Annotated in this window: 19 protein-coding genes and 2 pseudogenes; 12 read left to right on the top strand and 9 right to left on the bottom strand. The window is 61.4% G+C overall.

What is annotated here, in order from left to right:
- Nucleotides 1–16: 16 nt before the first annotated feature.
- From RLCC275e_RS03850 to RLCC275e_RS03840, 3 genes are all read left to right on the top strand, one after another.
- Nucleotides 17–1069, top strand: a complete 1053-nt coding sequence (locus tag RLCC275e_RS03850; RefSeq protein ID WP_033182797.1) for a sensor histidine kinase — start codon at nt 17–19, stop codon at nt 1067–1069.
- A 73-nt stretch (nt 1070–1142) separates the two neighbouring features.
- Nucleotides 1143–1529, top strand: a complete 387-nt coding sequence (locus RLCC275e_RS03845) for a response regulator (RefSeq protein ID WP_033182952.1) — start codon at nt 1143–1145, stop codon at nt 1527–1529.
- 254 nt (nt 1530–1783) lie between these two features.
- Nucleotides 1784–2575, top strand: coding sequence for an aldolase (locus RLCC275e_RS03840; protein ID WP_033182795.1), 792 nt, complete (start codon nt 1784–1786; stop codon nt 2573–2575).
- 15 nt (nt 2576–2590) lie between these two features.
- On the opposite strand, the gene RLCC275e_RS03835 is transcribed toward RLCC275e_RS03840, so the two are convergent.
- A complete protein-coding gene (locus tag RLCC275e_RS03835) occupies nt 2591–2941 on the bottom strand; it encodes a EutQ-related cupin domain-containing protein (RefSeq protein ID WP_026160141.1) in 351 nt (116 codons plus the stop codon).
- Nucleotides 2942–3205: 264 nt separating this feature from the next.
- Here RLCC275e_RS03835 and RLCC275e_RS03830 point away from each other — a divergent pair, with 264 nt between their 5' ends.
- The 4 genes from RLCC275e_RS03830 to RLCC275e_RS03815 all read left to right on the top strand — a co-directional run bounded on the left by RLCC275e_RS03830 (nt 3206) and on the right by RLCC275e_RS03815 (nt 8370).
- Nucleotides 3206–4567 (top strand): adenylate/guanylate cyclase domain-containing protein, encoded by a 1362-nt coding sequence (locus RLCC275e_RS03830; protein WP_245483442.1) that lies wholly within the window; start codon nt 3206–3208, stop codon nt 4565–4567.
- Between the two features lie 270 nt (nt 4568–4837).
- Nucleotides 4838–5899 carry a DMT family transporter gene (locus RLCC275e_RS03825; protein ID WP_033182951.1) on the top strand — a complete coding sequence of 354 codons (1062 nt, stop codon included), beginning with the start codon at nt 4838–4840 and terminating at the stop codon, nt 5897–5899.
- Nucleotides 5900–6120: 221 nt separating this feature from the next.
- Nucleotides 6121–6798, top strand: coding sequence for a winged helix-turn-helix domain-containing protein (locus tag RLCC275e_RS03820; RefSeq protein ID WP_027685636.1), 678 nt, complete (start codon nt 6121–6123; stop codon nt 6796–6798).
- Nucleotides 6799–6945: 147 nt separating this feature from the next.
- A complete protein-coding gene (locus RLCC275e_RS03815; RefSeq protein WP_033182793.1) occupies nt 6946–8370 on the top strand; it encodes a HAMP domain-containing sensor histidine kinase in 1425 nt (474 codons plus the stop codon).
- Here RLCC275e_RS03815 and RLCC275e_RS03810 read toward each other — a convergent pair.
- On the bottom strand, nt 8336–9139 hold the full coding sequence (locus RLCC275e_RS03810) for a glycosyltransferase family 25 protein (protein WP_033182792.1): 804 nt from the start codon (nt 9137–9139) through the stop codon (nt 8336–8338). The two genes, RLCC275e_RS03815 and RLCC275e_RS03810, sit on opposite strands and share 35 nt — an antisense overlap.
- 328 nt (nt 9140–9467) lie before the next feature.
- Here RLCC275e_RS03810 and RLCC275e_RS03805 point away from each other — a divergent pair, with 328 nt between their 5' ends.
- From RLCC275e_RS03805 to RLCC275e_RS03795, 3 genes are all read left to right on the top strand, one after another.
- Complete coding sequence (locus RLCC275e_RS03805; RefSeq protein WP_003557321.1) at nt 9468–9905, top strand: copper-binding protein; 438 nt, start codon at nt 9468–9470, stop codon at nt 9903–9905.
- Between the two features lie 473 nt (nt 9906–10378).
- Nucleotides 10379–11761, top strand: coding sequence for a sensor histidine kinase (locus RLCC275e_RS03800; protein ID WP_050516831.1), 1383 nt, complete (start codon nt 10379–10381; stop codon nt 11759–11761).
- A complete protein-coding gene (locus tag RLCC275e_RS03795; RefSeq protein WP_033182791.1) occupies nt 11758–12432 on the top strand; it encodes a response regulator in 675 nt (224 codons plus the stop codon). The genes RLCC275e_RS03800 and RLCC275e_RS03795 overlap by 4 nt, the downstream gene beginning before the upstream one ends.
- A 21-nt stretch (nt 12433–12453) precedes the next feature.
- Here RLCC275e_RS03795 and RLCC275e_RS03790 read toward each other — a convergent pair whose 3' ends face one another.
- Both RLCC275e_RS03790 and RLCC275e_RS03785 read right to left on the bottom strand, forming a co-directional pair.
- Nucleotides 12454–12930 (bottom strand): hypothetical protein, encoded by a 477-nt coding sequence (locus tag RLCC275e_RS03790; protein WP_050516830.1) that lies wholly within the window; start codon nt 12928–12930, stop codon nt 12454–12456.
- Between the two features lie 114 nt (nt 12931–13044).
- A complete protein-coding gene (locus tag RLCC275e_RS03785; RefSeq protein ID WP_033182790.1) occupies nt 13045–13425 on the bottom strand; it encodes a hypothetical protein in 381 nt (126 codons plus the stop codon).
- Nucleotides 13426–13809: 384 nt separating this feature from the next.
- On the opposite strand from RLCC275e_RS03785, the pseudogene RLCC275e_RS03780 reads away from it, so the two are divergent.
- Nucleotides 13810–13980: pseudogene (locus tag RLCC275e_RS03780) on the top strand (P-loop nucleotide/nucleoside kinase family protein); the annotation flags it as partial.
- A 152-nt stretch (nt 13981–14132) separates the two neighbouring features.
- Here the strand turns inward: RLCC275e_RS03780 and RLCC275e_RS03775 are convergent.
- From RLCC275e_RS03775 to RLCC275e_RS03760, 4 genes are read right to left on the bottom strand one after another with little or no spacing between them, the layout of a single operon-like run.
- A complete protein-coding gene (locus RLCC275e_RS03775) occupies nt 14133–14900 on the bottom strand; it encodes an anti-sigma factor family protein (protein ID WP_033182788.1) in 768 nt (255 codons plus the stop codon).
- Nucleotides 14897–15424: an RNA polymerase sigma factor gene (locus tag RLCC275e_RS03770; protein ID WP_033182787.1), complete on the bottom strand. Its 528-nt coding sequence runs from the start codon at nt 15422–15424 to the stop codon at nt 14897–14899. Before RLCC275e_RS03770 ends, RLCC275e_RS03775 begins: the two co-directional genes overlap by 4 nt.
- Nucleotides 15425–15475: 51 nt before the next feature.
- Nucleotides 15476–16933, bottom strand: coding sequence for a beta-propeller fold lactonase family protein (locus tag RLCC275e_RS03765; RefSeq protein ID WP_033182786.1), 1458 nt, complete (start codon nt 16931–16933; stop codon nt 15476–15478).
- Nucleotides 16934–16949: 16 nt separating this feature from the next.
- Nucleotides 16950–17417 (bottom strand): DUF305 domain-containing protein, encoded by a 468-nt coding sequence (locus tag RLCC275e_RS03760; RefSeq protein ID WP_033182785.1) that lies wholly within the window; start codon nt 17415–17417, stop codon nt 16950–16952.
- 328 nt (nt 17418–17745) lie between these two features.
- On the opposite strand from RLCC275e_RS03760, the pseudogene RLCC275e_RS03755 reads away from it, so the two are divergent.
- Nucleotides 17746–18250, top strand: a pseudogene (locus RLCC275e_RS03755) (P-loop nucleotide/nucleoside kinase family protein).
- A 313-nt stretch (nt 18251–18563) separates the two neighbouring features.
- On the opposite strand, the gene RLCC275e_RS03750 reads toward RLCC275e_RS03755, so the two are convergent.
- Nucleotides 18564–20138, bottom strand: coding sequence for a carboxylesterase/lipase family protein (locus RLCC275e_RS03750; RefSeq protein ID WP_033182783.1), 1575 nt, complete (start codon nt 20136–20138; stop codon nt 18564–18566).
- Nucleotides 20139–20300: the final 162 nt, after the last annotated feature.

Raw genomic sequence — 20300 nt, 5'->3', positions numbered from 1 at the left:
CCATGAGGGCCTCCCTATGCAAAAGATCCCCATCGCGCATTTCGAAGCGGCGAGCACCCTTGCCGTGGTGGTATCATCCAACGAGCCGCTGCTGTTCCTGTCCGACGAGTTGAAGGTCATCGCGGCGAGCGCGTCGTTCTGCCGGGCCTTCGACATCGACCCCAAGACCGTTTGCGGCCAACGCCTCAGCGAAATTGGCAACGGCGAATGGGCGATGCCCAAGCTTGCATCACTGCTGAGGGCGACCGCCTTGGGCAGCGCCAACATCGAGGCCTACGAAATCGACCTTCAACGGCTAAACCAGAAAACACGTCACCTGATCGTCAACGCGCGCAGGCTCGATGACGGCGACCTCGATCATATTCGCCTGCTTCTGGCCATCACCGACGTGACCGATGCGCGCGCCGAGGCTCGGCTGAAAGATGATCTCGTTCGCGATAACGCGATCCTGCTGCAGGAAGTCCAGCACAGGGTCGCAAACAGCCTTCAGATCATTGCCAGTGTTCTCATGCAGAGCGCCCGGCGGGTCCAGTCGGAGGAAGCGCGCGGGCATCTCCACAACGCCCATCACCGGGTCATGTCGATTGCGGCCCTGCAACGGCAACTCTCCATGGCCAATAGTGGCAAGGTTGAACTGCGTACCTATTTCACTCAGCTTTGCCAAAGCCTTGGCGCGTCGATGATTGCTGACCCCGACAGGCTTTCGATTCAGGTGACGGTCGACGACAGCGCGGTGGAAGCGGATGTTTCCGTTCGCCTGGGGCTTGTCGTGACCGAGCTTGTGATCAACGCCCTCAAGCACGCCTTTCCCGATGAACGACCGGGCGCAATCGTCATCGACTATCACTCATCCGGCAAGGACTGGACCCTGTCCGTTACCGACAACGGCATCGGCATGCCTGCGGGTCGCGATGCACCAAAGGCGGGACTGGGGACTGGCATTGTGGAGGCGCTGGCAAAGAGCCTGAATGGCGACATCCAGGTGAGCGATGCGGGTCCCGGCACCGCCGTCACAATCCGCCACCTGGAAAGCGCCGGTTTGCGAACCAACCTTTCTACGGCCGCGTAGGAACCGATTGGCTTCCCAAACGCTACACTACCGGAGCCCGCGAGGTTCACACTCCAATTTGACCGAGTGAATGATGAAAAATGGCAAGGCGGTCGTCCTGGTCGTCGAAGACAGCACGATTATTCGGATGAGTGCCGTCGATCTGGTGCTCTCTGCGGGCTACGAAGCGCTGGAGGCCTGCGATGCGGACGAGGCAATTCGCATCCTTGAGTCGCGAAACGACATCGATCTGGTTTTCACCGACGTTCAGATGCCCGGCACGATGGACGGCATCAAACTATCGCATTACATCCGGGATCGGTGGCCGCCTGTCAGGTTGATCGTTGCCTCCGGCGCGGTAATCCTCGAAGAGAGCGATCTCCCCATGGGAAGCAGGGCGTTTTCGAAACCCTGCGACAATCACGCAATTACCGATGCAATGGCTCATCTGCTGTCGATCGGGAATGCGGCTGACTGCTAAGCTAAGTGTTTTTCGACGCCCCTCGGGTCGACCCGCGGGTGAGACGATCCGCCATCCGCTGCGCCGACGGGGAGTTTGGCGGAAAGCGCCTCCCCACCTCCGTCATCCCAGGCCTCAGCCCGGGACGGAGGGTGGGTAAAAATATGCAAATGAACCGAACCATGTTTGTCTCCAGCCGGCTTGATGCGAGGCTGATCCGGGCGTAATCCAGAACAGAGCCACCCTCTCCTTCGACACCAATTTGAAACGAACCCATGGCGCACTCCCTCAATACAACCCCCTCGCCGGCCGGCGGCCCCAACCAGCCCAAACTCGATACGGACGACATCTGGCAGGCCCGCGTCGATCTGGCAGCCTGCTTCCGGATGGCGGCAAGGCTCGGCATGGAGGAAGGGATCTGCAACCACTTCTCGGCCGTCGTCCCTGGATATGACGACCTGTTCATCGTCAACCCTTACGGCTACGCTTTTGCCGAACTGACCGCCTCGATGCTGTTGATCTGCGATTTTCACGGCAACGTCGTGTCGGGCAGCGGCCAGCCCGAGGCCACCGCCTTTTACATCCACGCCAGGATTCACAAGAACATTCCCCGCGCCAAGGCGGCGTTCCACACCCATATGCCTTATGCCACCGCCCTTTCGATGACGGAGGGCGATCCCCTGATCTTTGCCGGGCAGACAGCCTTGAAATTCTATGGACGCACGGCCATCGACCGCAATTACAACGGCCTGGCGCTCGACGCGCGCGAGGGCGATCGCATCGCCGCCGCGATCGGCGATGCCGACATCGTCTTCATGAAGCACCACGGCGTGATGGTCTGTGCACCTAACATCGCCGAGGCCTGGGACGACCTCTATTACCTCGAGCGCGCCTGCGAAGTGCAGACGCTCGCCCTGTCGACAGGACGCGAAGTCCTTGCCGTCGCGCCTGAGATTGCGGAAGCGGCGTACCGGCAAATGCGCGAAGGCGACCCGGAATCGGCCCGGCTCCATCTGGAGTCCGTCAAGCGCGCGCTCGATCGCAGCGAGCCCGAATACAAGCGCTGAGCCGCAGACCGCGGTTTAGGCGTGTGCCGGCCGCCAATGCGGATAGGTGACATAGGCGGTGAGCGCGCCCTCCTCGTGCGAGCGGATGGTCACCGTTTCACCTTTGGGCATGTAGACAATCTCGCCCGGCCCGGCGGTGACCGTTCCCCCGTCCGTCGAGACCGAAAGCCGGCCTTCCAGCACGATCATGACGTCATCAACCGCCATTGTCTCGGTGAGGCTCTGGCCGGGCGCGTAACGTCCATAGCCGATGGTGATCGGCCCTCCGTGCCGCTCGTCGACCAGATTGCCGACGGAGATATCTGCCTCCTGTCCGGGGGAGCGCTCCAACGACGCATCGGCGATCGTGAACTTCCGCATCTTCATCGTCTTCCTCCATTGCCGTTTGCAGAGGTAGCGCGGAAATTTTACACGCCAAGACGGTGCAAAACGCTCGAGGAGGAGGTTCCCGGTCTTATGGTTTCCTCGCCACCGAAAAAGGTGGGGCGAGGCATGGCAACGCCATCATCGAGGAGATTGAAATCCGACGCGCCGTTGGCGGTGACGCCGCCGCGAGAAGCTGATTGGCAGGTGTTCACTTGGGGGAGAGGAACCTGTATCCTAGCTATACCAAGATGGCAGGAAAAGACGATGGGCTCGACTCTATCCCCGTCACAGGCTAGTGGGCCGGTGTTACCAGATGTCGCCCATCCTTTGTCGCCAGACACGAGCCTCGGCGATGCACCGGAGCAACCATTTCCCCTGGAGCGACGCTACAGGACCCGGGTGCTGCCAATCATCGGGCTCTTTGTCGCCTCGCTTGTCGCTCTGACGGCGCTTGCCGTGCGGCAGACGGTGCGCGATGTGCATCTGGAATTTGCTGCCCGTCGGGTGTCGGAGATCGCGAGCGAGATCAATCGAAAGGCGCAGCCGGAATGGGGGGCGCTGCTCGCCGCCCACGCGGATGGCCCGCAGCGGCAGGTGATCATGGCGCTCATGATGGAAGCCGCCATTGAGCGCGGCGTTCCGCAACTCAAGGTATACATCCCGAGCGGTGAGGCAGTGTTCAGTACGGACGCTGCGGAGATTGGAACAATGGAGGCGAATGCCGCGCTCACCGCAGCTTTCAAAAAAGGCGAGCGCGTTCTCCTTCCGCATCGCGAGGCCGATGGCACCCGCTACAACGAATTCTACATCCCGGTAGAGAGACAAGGGGGCGATGTCGCGCTTGTGTTCGAGCTCTACGAGCCGGCCGGCTACCTTAGCGGTATCTTGTTGCGCGCTTTGCTGCTCCCTACGCTCGTGCCGGGCCTGCTTCTCGTTGGGCTGGTCGTCATGCTTGGCTATCTCATCCGTCGGGCCCAGGCGAGCATCGATCTTCGTGCGGCGCGAGTACGCGAACTTTCCGCACGAATAGAAAGCTTGCTTTCGTTGAGCGCGATCGGCGCGATGAAACAAGCGCCGGCAGGCAGCGACCTGCCGTTGAAACGCATCGAGGTATCGTTGCTCTATTCCGATGTGCGCCGCTTCACGGAATATTCGGAAGCTGTATCGCCCGAGAAGGTGGTAGCATTCCTGAACCGCATTATGACGATCCAGATCGAATCTATCGTGCGGCACGGCGGAGATGTGGACAAGCTCATTGGCGACGCGCTGTTGGCGCGCTTCGATGGGCCAGGGAAAGAGGAGCGCGCCATCGCAGCGGCGCTCGACATACAGGAAATCGTGGAACAAGGCGGCTTGCCGCGCGGCATCGGGGTTGGCGTATTCACGGGGCTTGCGATTTTGGGCCCGATCGGACCGGAAGCGCGACGCGACTACACGGTTATAGGCGATTCCGTAAACATTGCCGCACGACTTTGCGCCGAGGCAAAACGCGGGGAGATCGTTTGCGACGTCGCCACGCTCGACCGCAGTGGCGCTGCGAATGGGTTCGCGTCGGTCGAAAACCTTCAGGTCAAGGGGCGTGAAGGTCACGTTAGCATCCGCCGAATGGTGAAAGCCGTATCTTGAACGCCGACGCCGGACCTGTCGCAAACTCGTTCTCAAGACGCGAACATTGCGGCGACGGCCTACCCTTCACGCCTTGTTAAGGGGCTGCCGCAAACATTTCCGCGGCCCGCAATTATCCTCTGAGCTTGCGCGCCGGGTGCTTGCCGCCGCGCAGCATCGCTGTGAGTTCGTCGCGTTCGTTCAAACGATCGCAAACCCTCAAGCCGGTCCGCCTTAACGCAGATAAGAAGGTGGTGGCTGTCGGTTCATATCTTGTGATAGTTCATGCGGATGATCGACAAGCACCGACACCTTTGGCCTGGCGTCCCGCTCGCTCTTGGTTCAGCCGTTCTCTTCGGGGCGTCAGCGCCGCTCTCCAAGCTGCTTTTGGGGTCAATCGATCCTTGGTTGTTGGCAGGCGTTCTCTATGTTGGAGCCGGACTTGGGCTTGCCGCTGTCAGTTGGGGACGCCGCCTGATCGGGCTGCCGAACGTGGAGGCTCCGCTTCAAAAAGCAGATATTCCCTGGTTGGCCCTGGTCGTCCTGTTTGGTGGCGTACTCGGCCCACTTTTGTTGATGTTGGGTCTTTCTCGGACCTCGGCATCTTCGGGATCGCTGCTTCTCAATCTTGAAGGATTGGCGACCATGGGCATTGCCTGGCTTGTCTTTCGCGAGAACGTTGATCGGCGGCTAGTGCTTGGCGCTATGGCTATCCTCACTGGGGCGGCAGTGTTGTCATGGAACGGTGAGACGCTTCACCTCGACATCGGTGGCCTGCTTATTGCGGCTGCGTGCCTGTCATGGGGTATCGACAACAACCTTACCCGCAAGTTGTCTTCGGCCGACCCGGTTCAAATTGCGATGATCAAGGGGCTCGTCGCCGGTACGACCAACCTTGTGTTGGCGATCATGTTTGGCGCGTCATTGCCGAATGCTACTCTCGTTTGGGCAGGTTCATTGGTCGGCTTCCTTGGCGTGGGAGTGAGCCTGGTGATGTTCATGCTCGGGCTCCGCCATCTTGGGGCAGCCAGGACAGGAGCCTACTTCTCGTTGGCTCCGTTCATTGGCGCAATTCTCGGGGTCCTCATTTTCGGCGAAGCCGTTACAGTGCAGCTTGTTGCGGCGGGCGTCCTCATGGGCATTGGCCTATGGTTGCACCTGGCCGAGCATCACGACCACGAACACACGCACGAGGCGCTGGAACACGACCACCTGCATGTCCACGACGCGCATCACCAGCACATCCATGACGGGCCATTCACGGAGCCTCATTCTCACTGGCATCGACACGCGCCGCTAAGGCACAGTCACGCCCATTACCCTGACCTGCACCATCGCCATTCGCATGACTAAGCCATGGCAACGCTCGAGCGCCGTGCGTCCTTTCGGACGCACAAAGGACGTTCCAACACCTTGAATCTACGTATATTTTCGGGCCGATGCGCTAGAGGACGCAATGGGCCTAGACATCATGTTTTCCACACCACCCATCACCTTACCAATCCGTAAGTTGTGGCCACGCCGTCCTCTCGGCTAAATCTCGCCATCCAGGCATGCCGGGAATGATCGGGCTGATGCGAATCCTGCTTATCGAAGACGATACCAAGACGTCCGATTATATCGCCAAGGGCTTTTCCGAGGCCGGGCATGTCTGTGACGTGTTCGGCGACGGCCGCGATGGGCTGTTTCAGGCGCAGCGCGAGGCCTATGACGTCATCGTCGTCGATCGCATGCTGCCGGGTCTCGATGGCTTGGCGATCGTGCGTTCACTGAGGGCTGCCAAGGTCGGCACGTCGGCGCTGTTCCTGACGTCGATCGGCGGCGTCGACGATCGGGTCGAAGGGCTGGAGGCAGGCGGCGACGATTATCTCGTCAAGCCCTTTGCCTTCTCCGAGCTTATGGCGCGCGTCAATGCGCTTGGCCGCCGGCCGCCGGTGCAGGAGCAGAGGACGGTGCTGAAGGTTGCCGATCTCGAGCTCGATCTGATCCGGCGGGAGGCCCGCCGCGCCGGCCAGGTGATCGAGCTGCAGCCGCGCGAATTCACCCTGCTCGAAGTGCTGATGCGCGGTGAAGGCCGGGTCATCACCAAGACGATGCTGCTGGAGCGGGTCTGGGATTTCCACTTCGATCCGAAGACCAGCGTCGTCGAGACCCATATCAGCCGCCTCAGGGCCAAGGTCGACAAGCCGTTCCAGGCCCAGCTTCTGCATACGGTCCGCAACACCGGATACAGCCTGCATGCGCCTCGCTAGAGCAATTCCAGGAAAAGTGCGAAGCGGTTTTCCGTCCGGAATTGCTTAAAAACAAAAAGTTAGAGCGATTCTGCGTTTCCGTGAAAAGCTGAACCGCTCTAGAACAGGAAAATCTCAAATCCTGTTTGCAATTTAAAGAATAAGAGCATGATGTCGTCCGAAAACCGCGCACACTTTTCGGCATCTAGCCTGCGCAGGAGCACGCCGTTCCGGCTTGCCGTGACCTTCGGCGTCCTCTTCGTCGTCGCCTTCATCCTGAGCGGCGCGATCATCTATCACATGCTGCGGCTCGGCCTCGTGCGCGATCTCGAACAGTCGCTCAGCGAAATGAATTCGTTGATCGTCTCGACCTACGAGCCCAATGATCCCGAGGACCTGATCAATACGCTGAACAATTATGCGAGCTTCCAGTCGACCTCCGACGGGCTTTATTCGCTGACGGATGCCGGCGGGCGCAAGCTTGCCGGCAATTTCGCCGCGCCCCGCATCCCGGACGGCGTCTATACCGTCACCTCGGGCGATGTCGGGCTGAAGGGGCATGAGCGCTACCGGATGCAGGTGTCGACCATCGGCCCCAACAGCCTGGTGGTGGCGGAAAATTTCAACGATGTCGACGAGATGCTGCGGATCGTGCTGGTCAGCTTCGAATGGGCAGCCGCGATCGTCGTCGCGACCGCGATCGGCGGCGGCGTCTTCCTCGCCTTCCGGGCCCAGGCGCGGCTGGACGGGGTCGCCCATACCATGAACCATGTCTCCCACGGCGCGCTCGACGCCCGCATTCCGATCACCGGCAACGGCGACGACCTCGAGACGGTGGCGATCCAGATCAACGCGGCGCTGGAGCGGCTGCAGAGACTGGTCGAGAGCATGCGGCAGGTGAGCGCCGATATCGCCCACGATCTGAAGACGCCGCTGAACAGGCTGCGCCTGACGCTGGATGCCGCGGTGGCCGGAAACGACCAGCAGGCGGATGTGTCGGCGCTGCTTGACGAAGCGAGACACGAGAGCGACCGGATCAACGCCACCTTCGAGGCGCTGCTGCGCATTTCCCAGATCGAGGCCGGTGCCCGCAAGGAGCGTTTCCAGACGACCGATATCGACGCCGTGCTTGCCGTGATTTCCGAGGTCTATGTCGATGTCGCCGAAGACGCGCACATGGCGTTGACGATCGCGGAACGCTGTCCGGCGCTCATCCGGGGCGACCGCGATCTCCTGACGCAGATGATCGCCAACCTGGTGGAGAACGCCATCAACCACTGCCCGGCCGGAACCGGCATCACGGTTTCGCTCCGCTGCCAGGGCGGCCGCGCCATCGTCTCGGTCGCCGATAGCGGCCCCGGCATTCCCGCCGATGAAAGGGAGAAGGTCTTCCGGCGTCTCTACCGGCTCGACAAGAGCCGCGCGACGCCGGGAAGCGGGCTCGGTCTCAGCCTCGTCAAGGCGATCGCCGACCTGCATTCGGCTGAGATCACCATGGCCGACAATCATCCCGGCCTCGTGGTTTCGATCGGCTTCCCGCTGATGCCGGCGGGTGATGCTAACCTCTCATCCGCCATGCCGCGAGCCGGCTGAGGCGGGCCGTAAAGCGGCGCAGCTCGGCGGCGGCGCGATACGGCAGGACGCTCCACGGCCGGCGGCGGCCAAGCCGGTAGGCCGAAAGCCCTGCCTGGATCTGGGAGCAGGGATCGGCCCTTTGGCTGACCGGCAGCGGATCGACGAAGCAGGCGCAAAGCCCATCATCGAACTCCAGATCGAAGGCGAGATCATAGGGCAGGCGCATGGGGACGAGCACATCGGCAATCCAGCCCGCCGCCTTGCGGTTGATCAGATAGGCGCCGGACCCCTTCTCGCGGGTGAGCGCAATGGCGAGCGAGCGCGACGCGGTCAGCGGCTCCACCTTGTGCTTTCGCCCGGTATTGACGGTCGACAGGCGCAGGATGTCCCAGCGCGCCTGGTGCTCGAGAGCAGCGTCGAGTAGCTCGGCCAGATCGTCATCGAAATCGAGATCGTCCTCCAGAATGAGCGCGAACTCGGCATGGCTGCCGAGGAACCGCTTGGCGCATTCGACGTGGCTGAGATAACAGCCGATCTCGAAAGGGTTCGGCCGGCGGCCGTGCCGGCGGAGATAGGATACTTCGTCGAAGCCCGGATGCGGCAGGCTCAGCCCTGCCCCATCGACCGCCGCCACGCGCTCGAAGGCAAGGCCGACGCTTGCCAGCAGGCGCTCCATTCGAAACCGGCGCAATGGCGCACGATCGAGATTGATCAGGTAGGTGTTCACCCGCAGGCTGACCGGATGAAGGGCCGGCATAAGGGCGGCAGGTGCGGCGCGCATGTTCATGAGAGAGCTGACCTCGACTTGGCAATGATGGCGCCAAGCTGCGCTCCAAACCTCACCGGGACCTCGCTGGAACTATACATTTTGGTAAAGTGCGGCGGTCGAACGGCCGGGGCAGCATTCTTACGGATTGGTATAGTCCCGGCAAAGGGCGCGTAAGAATGCCGCGCTACCAGCTCTCTTGCGGCACGCAGTGGACGCCTCCCTTCCCGCGATCGAAACGACAACCCGGCGCCTTCGATGACGACAGCGACCACTGCGTGCCGCGCCGGATGACCCTTGGCTTGAGCAACCGCCCAGCGCCCACTCTCAAACCCGACGGAGACCAACGATGAAATCACGTGCCAGACTGCTGCCCCTCTTTACCGGAGCCGCCATCGCCTGCTCGGCTGGAGCAAGCTTTGCCGCCACCACCGTGATCAATGTCACGGAAGATGGAGAAGGCGGCGGGGCGATGTCGCTGAAGCTCGACCCGCCAACGGTCAAAGCCGGCCCCGCGACCTTCGCAGTCCATAATGATGCAATGACGGAGCAGCATGAAATGGTCGTCGTTCGCCTGAAATCTCCGGACCTGCCCATTCCGCTCAACGCTGCCAAGAACCGCGTCGATGAATCGAAGCTGAAAAGCCTGGGCGAGGTTTCCGATCTGAAGCCAGGCGCCAGCGGCAAGCTGAATACCAGGCTGGCGCCGGGCACCTATCTGCTCTTCTGCAACATGAAGGGCCACTACGAAGCCGGGATGGAAGCCAGGCTGACGGTGACGCCGTAGGGCGGGCGACTGCCTTTTGCAGCACCCTTGCTGGACCTGCTTGCCCACTCGGCGGCGAGCGGATCTCGCCGGCGAGACAGAACACCGTAGAAAAGGCCGCTTTGCGCCGCCTGTTCTACGCGTTGTCGGGCTCGACGATATGCACAGGCCGTTGTCGACCCCTAAGCGGGCTCGCACTGATTTTGGGAGGCACAAAATCTCACAAGGAAGTCGCGGAATTTTGCAGCACGGTGAGTTTTGTGCAGATGATTGGCGCAAGCTTAGAGCGGACGAACATAACGTACAGACAAAAGTTTCCTTTGAGGCAACGTTTAGTGAGGTCGTTAGCGAAATTGTCCAGGGCTCAACCGTTTGGATAGACTGAAAGTGCGAAGCGCACGGGCTGGCGGTCGGAGGGTTGATCGGACTTTGGTCCCTATCCGGCTGCCAAGGGTCCGCCTTCTTTGGGCCGGTAAAACGCGCTATGAACGGGCATGGACAGCAAAGTGGACACGGCGGACGTGCGGGCACCGGCCGGAAGCATAAGTCTTGCCCGCCAGTTCGTGCTGGCGGCGGCGGGTGTCCTTCTGTTCGGGATGTCGGCGATCGGCTTCTGGGTCAGTGGGCGCATCGAGGAATCCCTGATCCACAATGCGGCAGCAGCAACGGCGCTTTATGTGGACAGCATCATTGCGCCGCTGACGCAGGAGCTGGCAAAATCCAACACGCTTGGCGAGGGCGCGCGTCTCGCCCTCACTGAGACGCTGTCCCAGGGTGTTCTCAGCGAAAAACTGTTTGCCTTCAAGATCTGGAAGCCCGATGGCACGATTGTCTTCAGCAATGAGGACGGCGCGATCGGAAAGCGTTTCGAGATGACCGACGGGCTGATGGCGGCGAAGGCCGGACAAATCCATGCCGAATTCGACGAGCTCGAAGGTCCTGAGAATGAGGTCGAACGGCAGAGCGGCATCCCGCTGCTGGAAATCTATAGCCCGATCCGCGAGCCCTGGTCCGGCGACATCATCGGCATCGCCGAATTCTACGAGAACGGCGTCGACCTCCGCTCGGAACTGACCCGTGCGCGGCTGCAGAGCTGGCTGGTCGTCGGCGTGGTGACGCTGGCGATGCTCGCTCTGCTGTTCGGCATCGTCGCCCGCGGCAGCCGTCTCATCACCCGCCAGCGCGCGGCTCTCGACGAGAAGGTGGAGACGCTGTCGACGCTGCTGTCGCAGAACCAGGCGCTGCGGCGCCGCGCCGACCAGGCGACCCATCGCACCGCCGACCTCAACGAGCGCTACCTGCGGCGCATCTCGGCGGAGCTTCACGACGGCCCGGCGCAATCGCTGGCTTTCGCGTCACTGCGGCTCCGATCGATCCTTCCCGCCGGATCGTCCGATCAGGACAGCGAACGGGTCAAGAGGGCGCTCGACGATGCGATGCGCGACATCCGCAATATCTGCCGCGGCCTGACATTGCCGGAACTGGATGGGCTCGGCGTCGATGATGTCCTTAAGCGCGTCGTCGCTGCCCACGAAAGCCGAACCGGAACGCGGGTCGCCTTCGCCTGCGATCCGGTGCTGCCGGACCTGTCGAAAGCCGAAAAAATCTGCGCCTACCGTTTTGTCCAGGAAACCCTCAACAATGCCGCCCGCCATGCCGCCGGCATCGGCCAGGAGGTCACGGCCTCGGCGGCGGGCAGCGGCATCGAGATCACCGTCAGCGACAAGGGGCCGGGTTTTGACCGCCGCACAGCCGGTGAAGGTCTGGGACTTCTGGGTCTTGAAGAACGGATTGCCGGTCTCGGCGGAACGCTCGACCTCAACTCGCAAAACGGCACGCGCCTGACGATGCGCCTGCCGGGGAACACAATACAATGACCGAAAACGCCATCCGCATCCTCATCGTCGACGATCATCCGATGTTCCGGGAAGGGGTGTCGATAAGCCTTTCGGAACAATCGGATCTCGAGGTCTGCGGCGAGGGCGCGTCCGCCGACGAGGCGATCCGGCTTGACCGGGAGCTGAGCCCCGACATCATCCTGCTTGATCTTTCGATGCCTGGCGGCGGACTGCATGCCCTGCGCCTCATCCTCGAACAGTCACCTGACGCAAGGGTCGTGGTGCTAACGGCCTCCGAGGCCGACGAGGACGTGCTGATGGCGCTCAGGTCCGGGGCGCGCGGCTATGTGCTGAAAGGGGTTCCCGCCACGACGCTGATCGAGGTGGTCCGCGGCGTGATCGCGGGGGAAAGCTATGTTTCGCCGGCGCTCGCGGCACGGATCCTGGCGGAACTGCGCACGGTGGCGCCGGTGGCTCACGGTATTGAGAAAGGCGAAAGCTCGCAGGACATGCTGGCGAGCCTGACGCGCCGCGAGGAGGAAATCCTCAAGCTGGTCGCGGCCGGCAACAGCAACAAGGAAGTTGCCCGGCGGCTCGACCTGCAGGAAAAGACGATCAAGCACCACATGACCCGGATCCTGCAGAAGCTCAACGTCCGCAACCGGACGGAGGCCGCCATGCTGCTTCGGGACGCCAGCCACCGCGAGTGACCGCTCTTTGGCATAAGCGGTCTAGAATTTCCTGTAGTCGGACACCCTCGCCTTGCGGTTGATCACGACGCGGCCGGCCGGATCGAACACCTGGTATCGGCCATTGCGGATCTGCGCACGCCAGCCGCCGTCATAAGTATGCTGGCGCTCCTGTCCGTCCTTGCCCTTGCCGCCACGCCCGGAATCGTCGCTTCCGCCGCCGTCATCGCTGGCATCGTCGCCGCCGCTGCCCTTGCCGCTGTGCGAGGACGAGCCGGAATTATCGGATCCATCATCACCTGAGCTATGCCCCCCTGAGCCTGAATCGCCAGAGCCTGAATCGCCGGAGCCTGAGTCATCAGAGCCTGAATGATCGGAGCCCGAGTGATCCGAACCCGAGCCGCCGGAATCGCCGTCCTTCGCCCACGCGCCATGCGGCACGGCCAGAAGCAGGGCTAGGCCGGCAGCCAGCAGTGCGGCCCGAAAGGCGGCACCATGAAATCTGAGATCATTCGCCAACGTGTTTACTCCGTGTCACTGGATGACGCTTCAACCGGATCACCGACGCACCCGTAAGGGCTGCGCCGGTGGATTAAACCAGGTGCGGGTCCTTGTCCGCATCGATCATTCGGCTCAGCTGCGGTGACCGCCGTGATCATCGCCGGCTGCGTCGTCCGATCCGCGATCATGGCGGTTGTGGCCGGGCTGGTCGTCGGTGCCTCGACCGTGGCGGACATGCCCCGGCTTGTCGTCCGCGCCGCGGCGCGCGACTTGTGTTTTTTCCAGCTTTGGCAGGAATGCATGGTTTGGACCGTCGTCACGGCCACGACCGCGGCGGGTGTGGCCCGGCTTGTCATCGGCGCCCTTCTTGGCAACGAGGTCGTTGCGCTGCTCGAGGCGGGTTGTGCCTGCGGCGCTATCGAGCTTGCCGCTCAGGGCAGCGCTGGCCGGGATACCGGGGGACAGCATGGTCAGCACGATCGCCGAGCGCAGGGCGTATTGGATTACCGACATTGTATTGCTCCTCATGTTGGGTTTCGACTAGTGTCGAAGGGTGATGCGAAAGCCCGTTGGCATCTCACAGCGACAAGATGCGCCCATGCGGCAGGCGCTGTGAACGGCCCTCAGACCTTATAGGGCGCCATGGGGACCTTGGTCGGATGCCTGCTGACAATCGGCTTATGTTGGAGGGACCACAAAGCAGCCAGTGGGTTAGACGACCTCACCTGTGAGCTCCCCCATGCGCCCAGTCTTGCCCCCCGAGCAGAGCACTCCTACAAGATAGACCATGGCAACACACCTCTGATTGGCCGCGCCTTGCGGCCTTGAGCGAAGCGCAGTCCTGCACGACACCGCGGGGCCACTTCCACTTGCCAAGCCAAAATCAGAGATTTTCCAATGCCGACGCTCTACCTCACTTGCGGTCTTCCCGGTTCGGGGAAGACGTCGCTCGCCAGGATCATCGAACATGACGCATCTGCCCTTCGTCTGACCGGAGACGACTGGATGCACATGCTTTACCTCGGCATGTCGCCTTCCTGGTATAGGCTTGCCGGAAAGTGCCGCGGCGGAAGCCGGAACGCCCTCGGCAATGACCATTGCAGTTGCTGCGGCTGCGCCGAGGAAGCTGCGGCGAGATATTACGAGCGTGATTTCCCGTGCCGCGATCTGAGGGAAGCGGCAGAGGGACATGATCTCACCCTTGACTTGGGTTTCAAGCGCTAGACTTGCGAGCGTACTGCGTCGGCGATCGGGTGAAGCTCTTCTGACGGCAACGATCCAACCAGGCTGTAGCCCATGCCGTTCTTTGCCCAGCTCCAGCCGCGGATGTCGTCCTTGCCGCTTTTGACCATCGGCTTGTCCTGATCCACCGTCATGTGGCGCGCGAGCATGACGATCCGGCTGCCCTTGTCGTTGTCATACATCAGCATGAAGCCAGGACCGCGCGCCGTCGGGATCACGCGACCGCCCATGAGGCGATAGCCCGACTTGCTGAGATCTGGGATAGCGGCAGAGCGCCCGAGCGTCGCGGCTGCAAACTGCTGCAGATTCTCGCTGCCGTCAAACCTGACTTCAACGGGGCGAAGCCTGTCGGGGGCGAAGACGCTGTAGCTCGCGGAAGCTTCCTGCGCGAGCGCAGCAACACCTTCCATCGATGGGAGCGTGTAGCCTCTGGTGATCCAGCCGCCCGTTGCGCCGACGGTAAGCATCAGGACAGCAGCGGCAGCAAGCCGGAACCATTGTGGCCTCTGGGAAGCGGGGCGCGCTGCCATGATAGTCTTGAGGTTGAGCCTCGATGGCACAGGCTCGCGCGCCACAGGTTCCATTGCCGAGCGCAACGCTGCGGCTTGAGTCCGGTAGGAGGAGACACGTGCGGCAGCCTCGGGGTTCGCCAACAGATATTCGGACACGTCGCGATGCCGCTCCGCATCGAGCGCATTGTCGACAAAGGCCTGGAGGTCGTCTTCGGTAATTGGTCTCACGGTCATTTCACCCTCCGGATATAGGGGCGACCGGCTGACGCTCCCGACGGCTTTGTTTCCAGGATCGTCCTTAACTGCTCCCGCGCCCGCGACAACCTCGACATCACGGTGCCGAGCGGAATTTCCAAGACCTTCGCAGCCTCCGCGTAAGAAAGATCTTCGACGGAGATCAGGAGCAGAATGCTGCGCTGATCCGGCGGCAGGCGTTCGATCGCCGCCATCACCTCATGGCCATAGACCGTATCCTCCTGCGTCGCCGCACGCGCGCCCGTAGCCTCGGCAACGTCCTCGATTGGCACGGAGCCGCCACGCCGGGCATCCTGCCTGAGCCTGTTGACTCCCAGGTTGTGCAGGATGGCGAACACCCACGAACGCGGATTGTCGTCGCGCCGGTGGCTCCAGTTGAGAACCACCCTCTCCAGGCAGTCCTGAACGATATCATCGGCGGCTTCGATGTCCCGCACAAGACCTCTGGCATAACGCCTCAAGGCCGGGATCATCGGCTCTACCTGTAGAAGCAAGTCATCCATATGCTGACCTCCGGAGAGACGGCCCGCTGTATCGCGGGCCGTCGGTTCGCTCTATTCCGCAGCTTGTACCTGCAGGACCTTGCCAGGCTTGCCGTCTTCAACCGAGGCAACCACGAGGAAACGCCGCTCGTCCTTATGCTTGGCCTCCACGATCTGCCGGATCGGCCCGACTGCGTTGACGATCGCCGAGCCCGCAGGGTTGGTCATGAAGTTCGACAGACCTTCCAGCGGACCACTGCCATCTGGCTTGTCAGAGAGTGCCAGAACATAGGCCTTTTTAGGCTCAAGTCCGGTGACCGAGGCCTGCAGAACCTGCGTCAGGCCCTGATCGAACAGCGAAACGGTAGACGGTGTCTTGTCCTTCTCCTCCTTCGCAGCGAGCTTAAGGTGAGCGGCTTCGCCAGCCTTGCCGAGCGGCACGAGGTTCTGCAGGCCGTCACCTTCCGGAACTGCGTTCGGCACATAGGCAACCGCCTGCGGTGCCTGACCAATCGGGATATTGGCGATGACCTTGTTGGTCACGGTGTCGACGACCGCGAACTGATCGGCATTTTCCAGGCCAACATAGACACGGCTGCCGTCGCCGGATGGCCAGATGCCATGCGGCAGATTGCCGACCGGGATCGTCGCGACCTGCTCAAAATTATCGGTGCGGAACACTTTGACCTCGTTCAGTCCGCCGACTGTCACGTAGGCGAAGCTGCCGTTCTTGTTGGTGACGAGGTTGACGTGGTTGGTGATCGGGCCGGTGTCGATGGTTTTGATCAGGTCGAAGGGCGCTTCTGCATTGAAGACCTGCGTCTTGCCGATATCCTTCAGCGTAAACCAGACCTGCTTGCCATCAGGAGAAGCGGCGATGTTGGGGCAGAACGGGCTTTCCTGCTTCACGTGGCCGACAATCTGGTGGTCGGCGACCGAGACGACGACAGTTTCAGGATTGAAGGATGAGCAAATGTAGCCGTATTTCCCGTCAGGCGAAAAGATCTGCATCCCGGGTCCCGCCGGAACCTTTATCTGTGTCTTCTCCTCAAACGTGCTGGCATCGATCACGGAGATGTAGTCTTCGCCTCGAACCGTGACCCACACTTCCCTGCCGTCCGGGGTGAAGAAGGCTTCGTGGGGCGAACGACCGACATAGGTCGTATGCTTGACCATGTTGGTTGCCGTGTCGATGAAGGTCACTGAGTTGGAGCCGATCGACACTACTGCCAAAGTCTTGTGATCGGGCGAGAAGCCCATGCCGTGGACGAGAACCTGGCCCTTGTAGAGCGGGCTTAGGTTGCCCGGTTGCGGATCACCCAGCTTGATGACGCCAAGAAGTTTATTGGTCGACGGATCGCTGACCGAGACGGTGTTGGAGAATTGTTCGGCAGCATAGACGCGGTCCTTGCTGCTGATCGGGATATCTGGATCAGAAGCGGCTGCCGGAGCCTGGCCGGCCAAGGCGGAAAAAGGCAAAAGCATGCTGCCCGCGAACAAGCTGGCGGCAAACGATGTCCGAATGTTCATTTGGAAGACCTTTGGATTACATCTTCATGTTTGGATCCATGCCCTGCATGGATTCGGCGGGGGTAATCTCCGGTGCGACCTGTGTCGGGGCGGCGTCGGATGGGGGAAGCGGATCGCCGATCGCAAGCTTCATTGCCGCAATCTCCTGCTGCTGATCCACGATGATCTCTTGCGCGATACGCTTAAGCTGTTCGTTCTTGCCGTATTTCAGGACGGCGAGTGCCATATCGATCGCGCCCTGGTGATGAGGCGTCATCATCGCCACGAAATCACGATCGACATCGCCGGTCGGCTTGACCTCCATGTCCGCCATCATCTTGTCCATGGCCGTATTGTTCTCGGCGAGAAAGGCAGCCTCTGTAGAGTCGGCCTTGGCCGGATGTGTGTGCTGCACCGGGTCATGCGCGAATGCCGCACATGTTCCGGCTGTGGCCAGGATCGCGGCCGCAAGGACCGTCGACTTTCGGTGGGACCAGATGTTCATCGACGTCTTCCTTCTTGTTATATCCGGGGTAGACACCTGAGGGCGGTGTCTATTCCCGAAGAGAGCGTCTTTTTTTGTGCCGTCGGGTCTTCGAGTCCGAAGGACGCGACAAGAGCGAAGGCGAGCAGACCGAGTGCGATCTCAAGAGCCGCACACCTGTGAGCTCCCCCGTGCGCGCCGTCTTGACCCCCAAGCAGAGCGCTCCTACAATACAGACCATGGCAACACACCTCTGATTGGCCGCGCCTTGCGGCCTTGAGCGAAGCGCAGTCCTGCACGACACCGCGGGGCCACTTCCACTTGCCAAGCCAAAATCAGAGATTTTCCAATGCCAACGCTCTACCTCACTTGCGGTCTTCCCGGTTCGGGGAAGACGTCGCTTGCCAAGATCATCGAACATGAAGCATCTGCCCTCCGTCTGACCGGAGACGACTGGATGCACAAGCTTTACCCCGGCATCTCTACTCCGGAAGCCGAAACTGGTCCGTGCCGAGGCAGAGTCGAGAGCCTGCAATGGCAGATCGCTCTGCGTGCCATCAGGCTTCGGTGTAACGTTGTCGTGGATTGGGGCGTGTGGTCACGGGCAGAACGCGACACCTGCCGGGAGGAAGCTCGCGCAGCGGGTGCCCGCGTCGTCCTCTGCTTCCTCGACGTTCCCTTCGATGCGCTTTGGGACCGGGTCTCCCGGCGAAACGCCGCGCTTCCAGTCGGCACGTTCGACATCTCGCGGGCGGACCTGCTTCGGTGGTCGAAGCTGTTCGAGCCGCCAACCGCGGAGGAGTTGGCGCTTTACGATCGGTAAAACCCATCCAGCCATCACCGCCCTTAGATGAAACGCCACAGCGCCAAGGTCTTCTCAGTCGACGTCGTAGCGGGTCCGGGCCGGCTCGCTCGTGAGGACATGCGAGACCGAATTGGTCAGCCGTGGTTTGCTTGACTAGGGCTTGAGGTCGCATGGATGGAAGACCATGCGAGCGCCCACCCGGATGAGCGTCAGGCCTATCAGAGCCTGACGACCACGACCAAGCCGCGATTACTGTTCTTTTCAGTGCTGAAAGCATGAGGACGTGGAGAACGCGCGCCTGTCTGTTGCGGCCGGGACTGGAGCCCTACGGATGGCGGGGCTAAGCGACAGGCACCGACCCGTCACTTCTTTTCCTGCCAATAGCTTTGCCAGAGGTCGAGCCTCGGCTTCAGCGGATCTGCTCCGAACGTCACGCCGTGATTGGTGAAGTCGATGACCCTGTGGACGGATGGGTCGTGGTGAGGCCATTTTGGCCGGGAGCCGCCATTGGGGTCACCCTTCGTTGCAAATTCGACCCAGTAGTCACTCGCCAATGTGGCCATGGCCCAATCGGCAGGTGTCACCTTATCTTTGACAAGTGCGTTTGGAATGTTGAGCGTATATGGAATTTCGAAGCCGTGCAGAGTGCCTTTCCATGCCGGATCGTTGCGGAGAGCCTCGGCGACATAGGAGAAACGATACCACCACGTCGGCTGACCAGCGCGGATCATCTCGTCAGCGAGGTGGCGAGATGGTTCGACAAGCGTCTTGTCGGCCAGAACCTGCTGCTTGAGCTCAGCGAGCGTCTGTTGGCCGGTCGGATCGTAAAGGGTGCGGGCTTCGCCCGCATGCTTCCCGAATAGTGCGAAGAGATCGTCTTTCGTCGCGGCCTGACCAAGACCGAGATCACGATCATTTGCCCCGACGATGACGGGAACCGGCGCTTGACGGCCTGCCGCAAAAGCCGCTTCCGGCGTTTCGAGCAAAAACCGTCCGTCGATCATCGCGCCTGAGATGCCGATGACGGGCTTGCCTGTCGACATTCCCGCCAGCACCTCTTGTGCCGATGCACCTTCGGTCAGCTTTTCCGCAGGCAGCGCCCGAAGGGCGGTGAGAGCGTCGGCATCGCTGCCGTTGATTCCCAGAGAAGCCGCATAGTCCAACGCGGTTTTCTCTGCTGCTTTTAAAGGAGACAAAGGCGTGCTCTCAGCACGCGCGGTAGGCAGACCCGGTGACTGTAGAATGGCGCCCCGGAAAAGCCCCCGTGACAACGGCGATATCATGTGCGCCATCACCGAGCCGCCACCTGCCGACTCTCCGAAGATCGTCACTTTCTTCGGATCGCCGCCGAAGGCTTCGATATTTTGCTGGACCCATTTCAAGGCTGCAAGCTGGTCCATGTAACCATAGTTGCCGACGGGCTCGTCAGGGGCTTCCTTCATAAGTGCAGGATGGGCAAAATAACCCAGCCGGCCCATGCGGTAGTTCATGCTGACGAACACAACTTTCCGGGCAGCCAGCTGGCCACCGGGATACTGAGGGGTGTTTCCATGGGCAAGAGCGCCGCCGTAAATCCAAACCATCACCGGCAGCGGCGTCCGGGCACGCTTGACGGGTGTCCAGACATTGAGGGTCAAACAATCCTCTGACTTCGGCAGGTCGTCCGTCTGCATGCAGGACGGACCGAAATTGCGGGCATCCCTGGTCCCGCTCCATGGCTTCATCGGTCTGGGATTACGCCATCTCAGATCACCGACCGGCGGCGCCGCATAGGGTATGCCTTTGAAGCTGATGACCGTGCCTGATCTCTCACCCTTCAGCATTCCGCTGTCGATCGTAACGGTGTCGTCTGCCGCACCCAATCGTGGCGCGAACGTCACCTGACACGATGCTACGGCCAAAAAGAGCAGGAACTTGCGGCTGCCGTCCACAAACACTGCACTCTCCACCGTTAAGCTGAGACAGTTTGAGAGCAAAATACTCCCATAGAGCGGCAACGAAAAGGGACCATCCGACGTCGACCAAACTCCGCTATTGCTCCCACGCCGGGTATCGGCTCGATCCGCTGGGAGTTTGGCGAAAACGCATCCCCAATCTCC

Source organism: Rhizobium brockwellii, assembly GCF_000769405.2.
Lineage (GTDB): Bacteria > Pseudomonadota > Alphaproteobacteria > Rhizobiales > Rhizobiaceae > Rhizobium > Rhizobium brockwellii.
The sequence above is the reverse complement of the archived record's forward strand: the minus strand, read 5'-3'. Positions and strand labels throughout refer to the sequence as shown.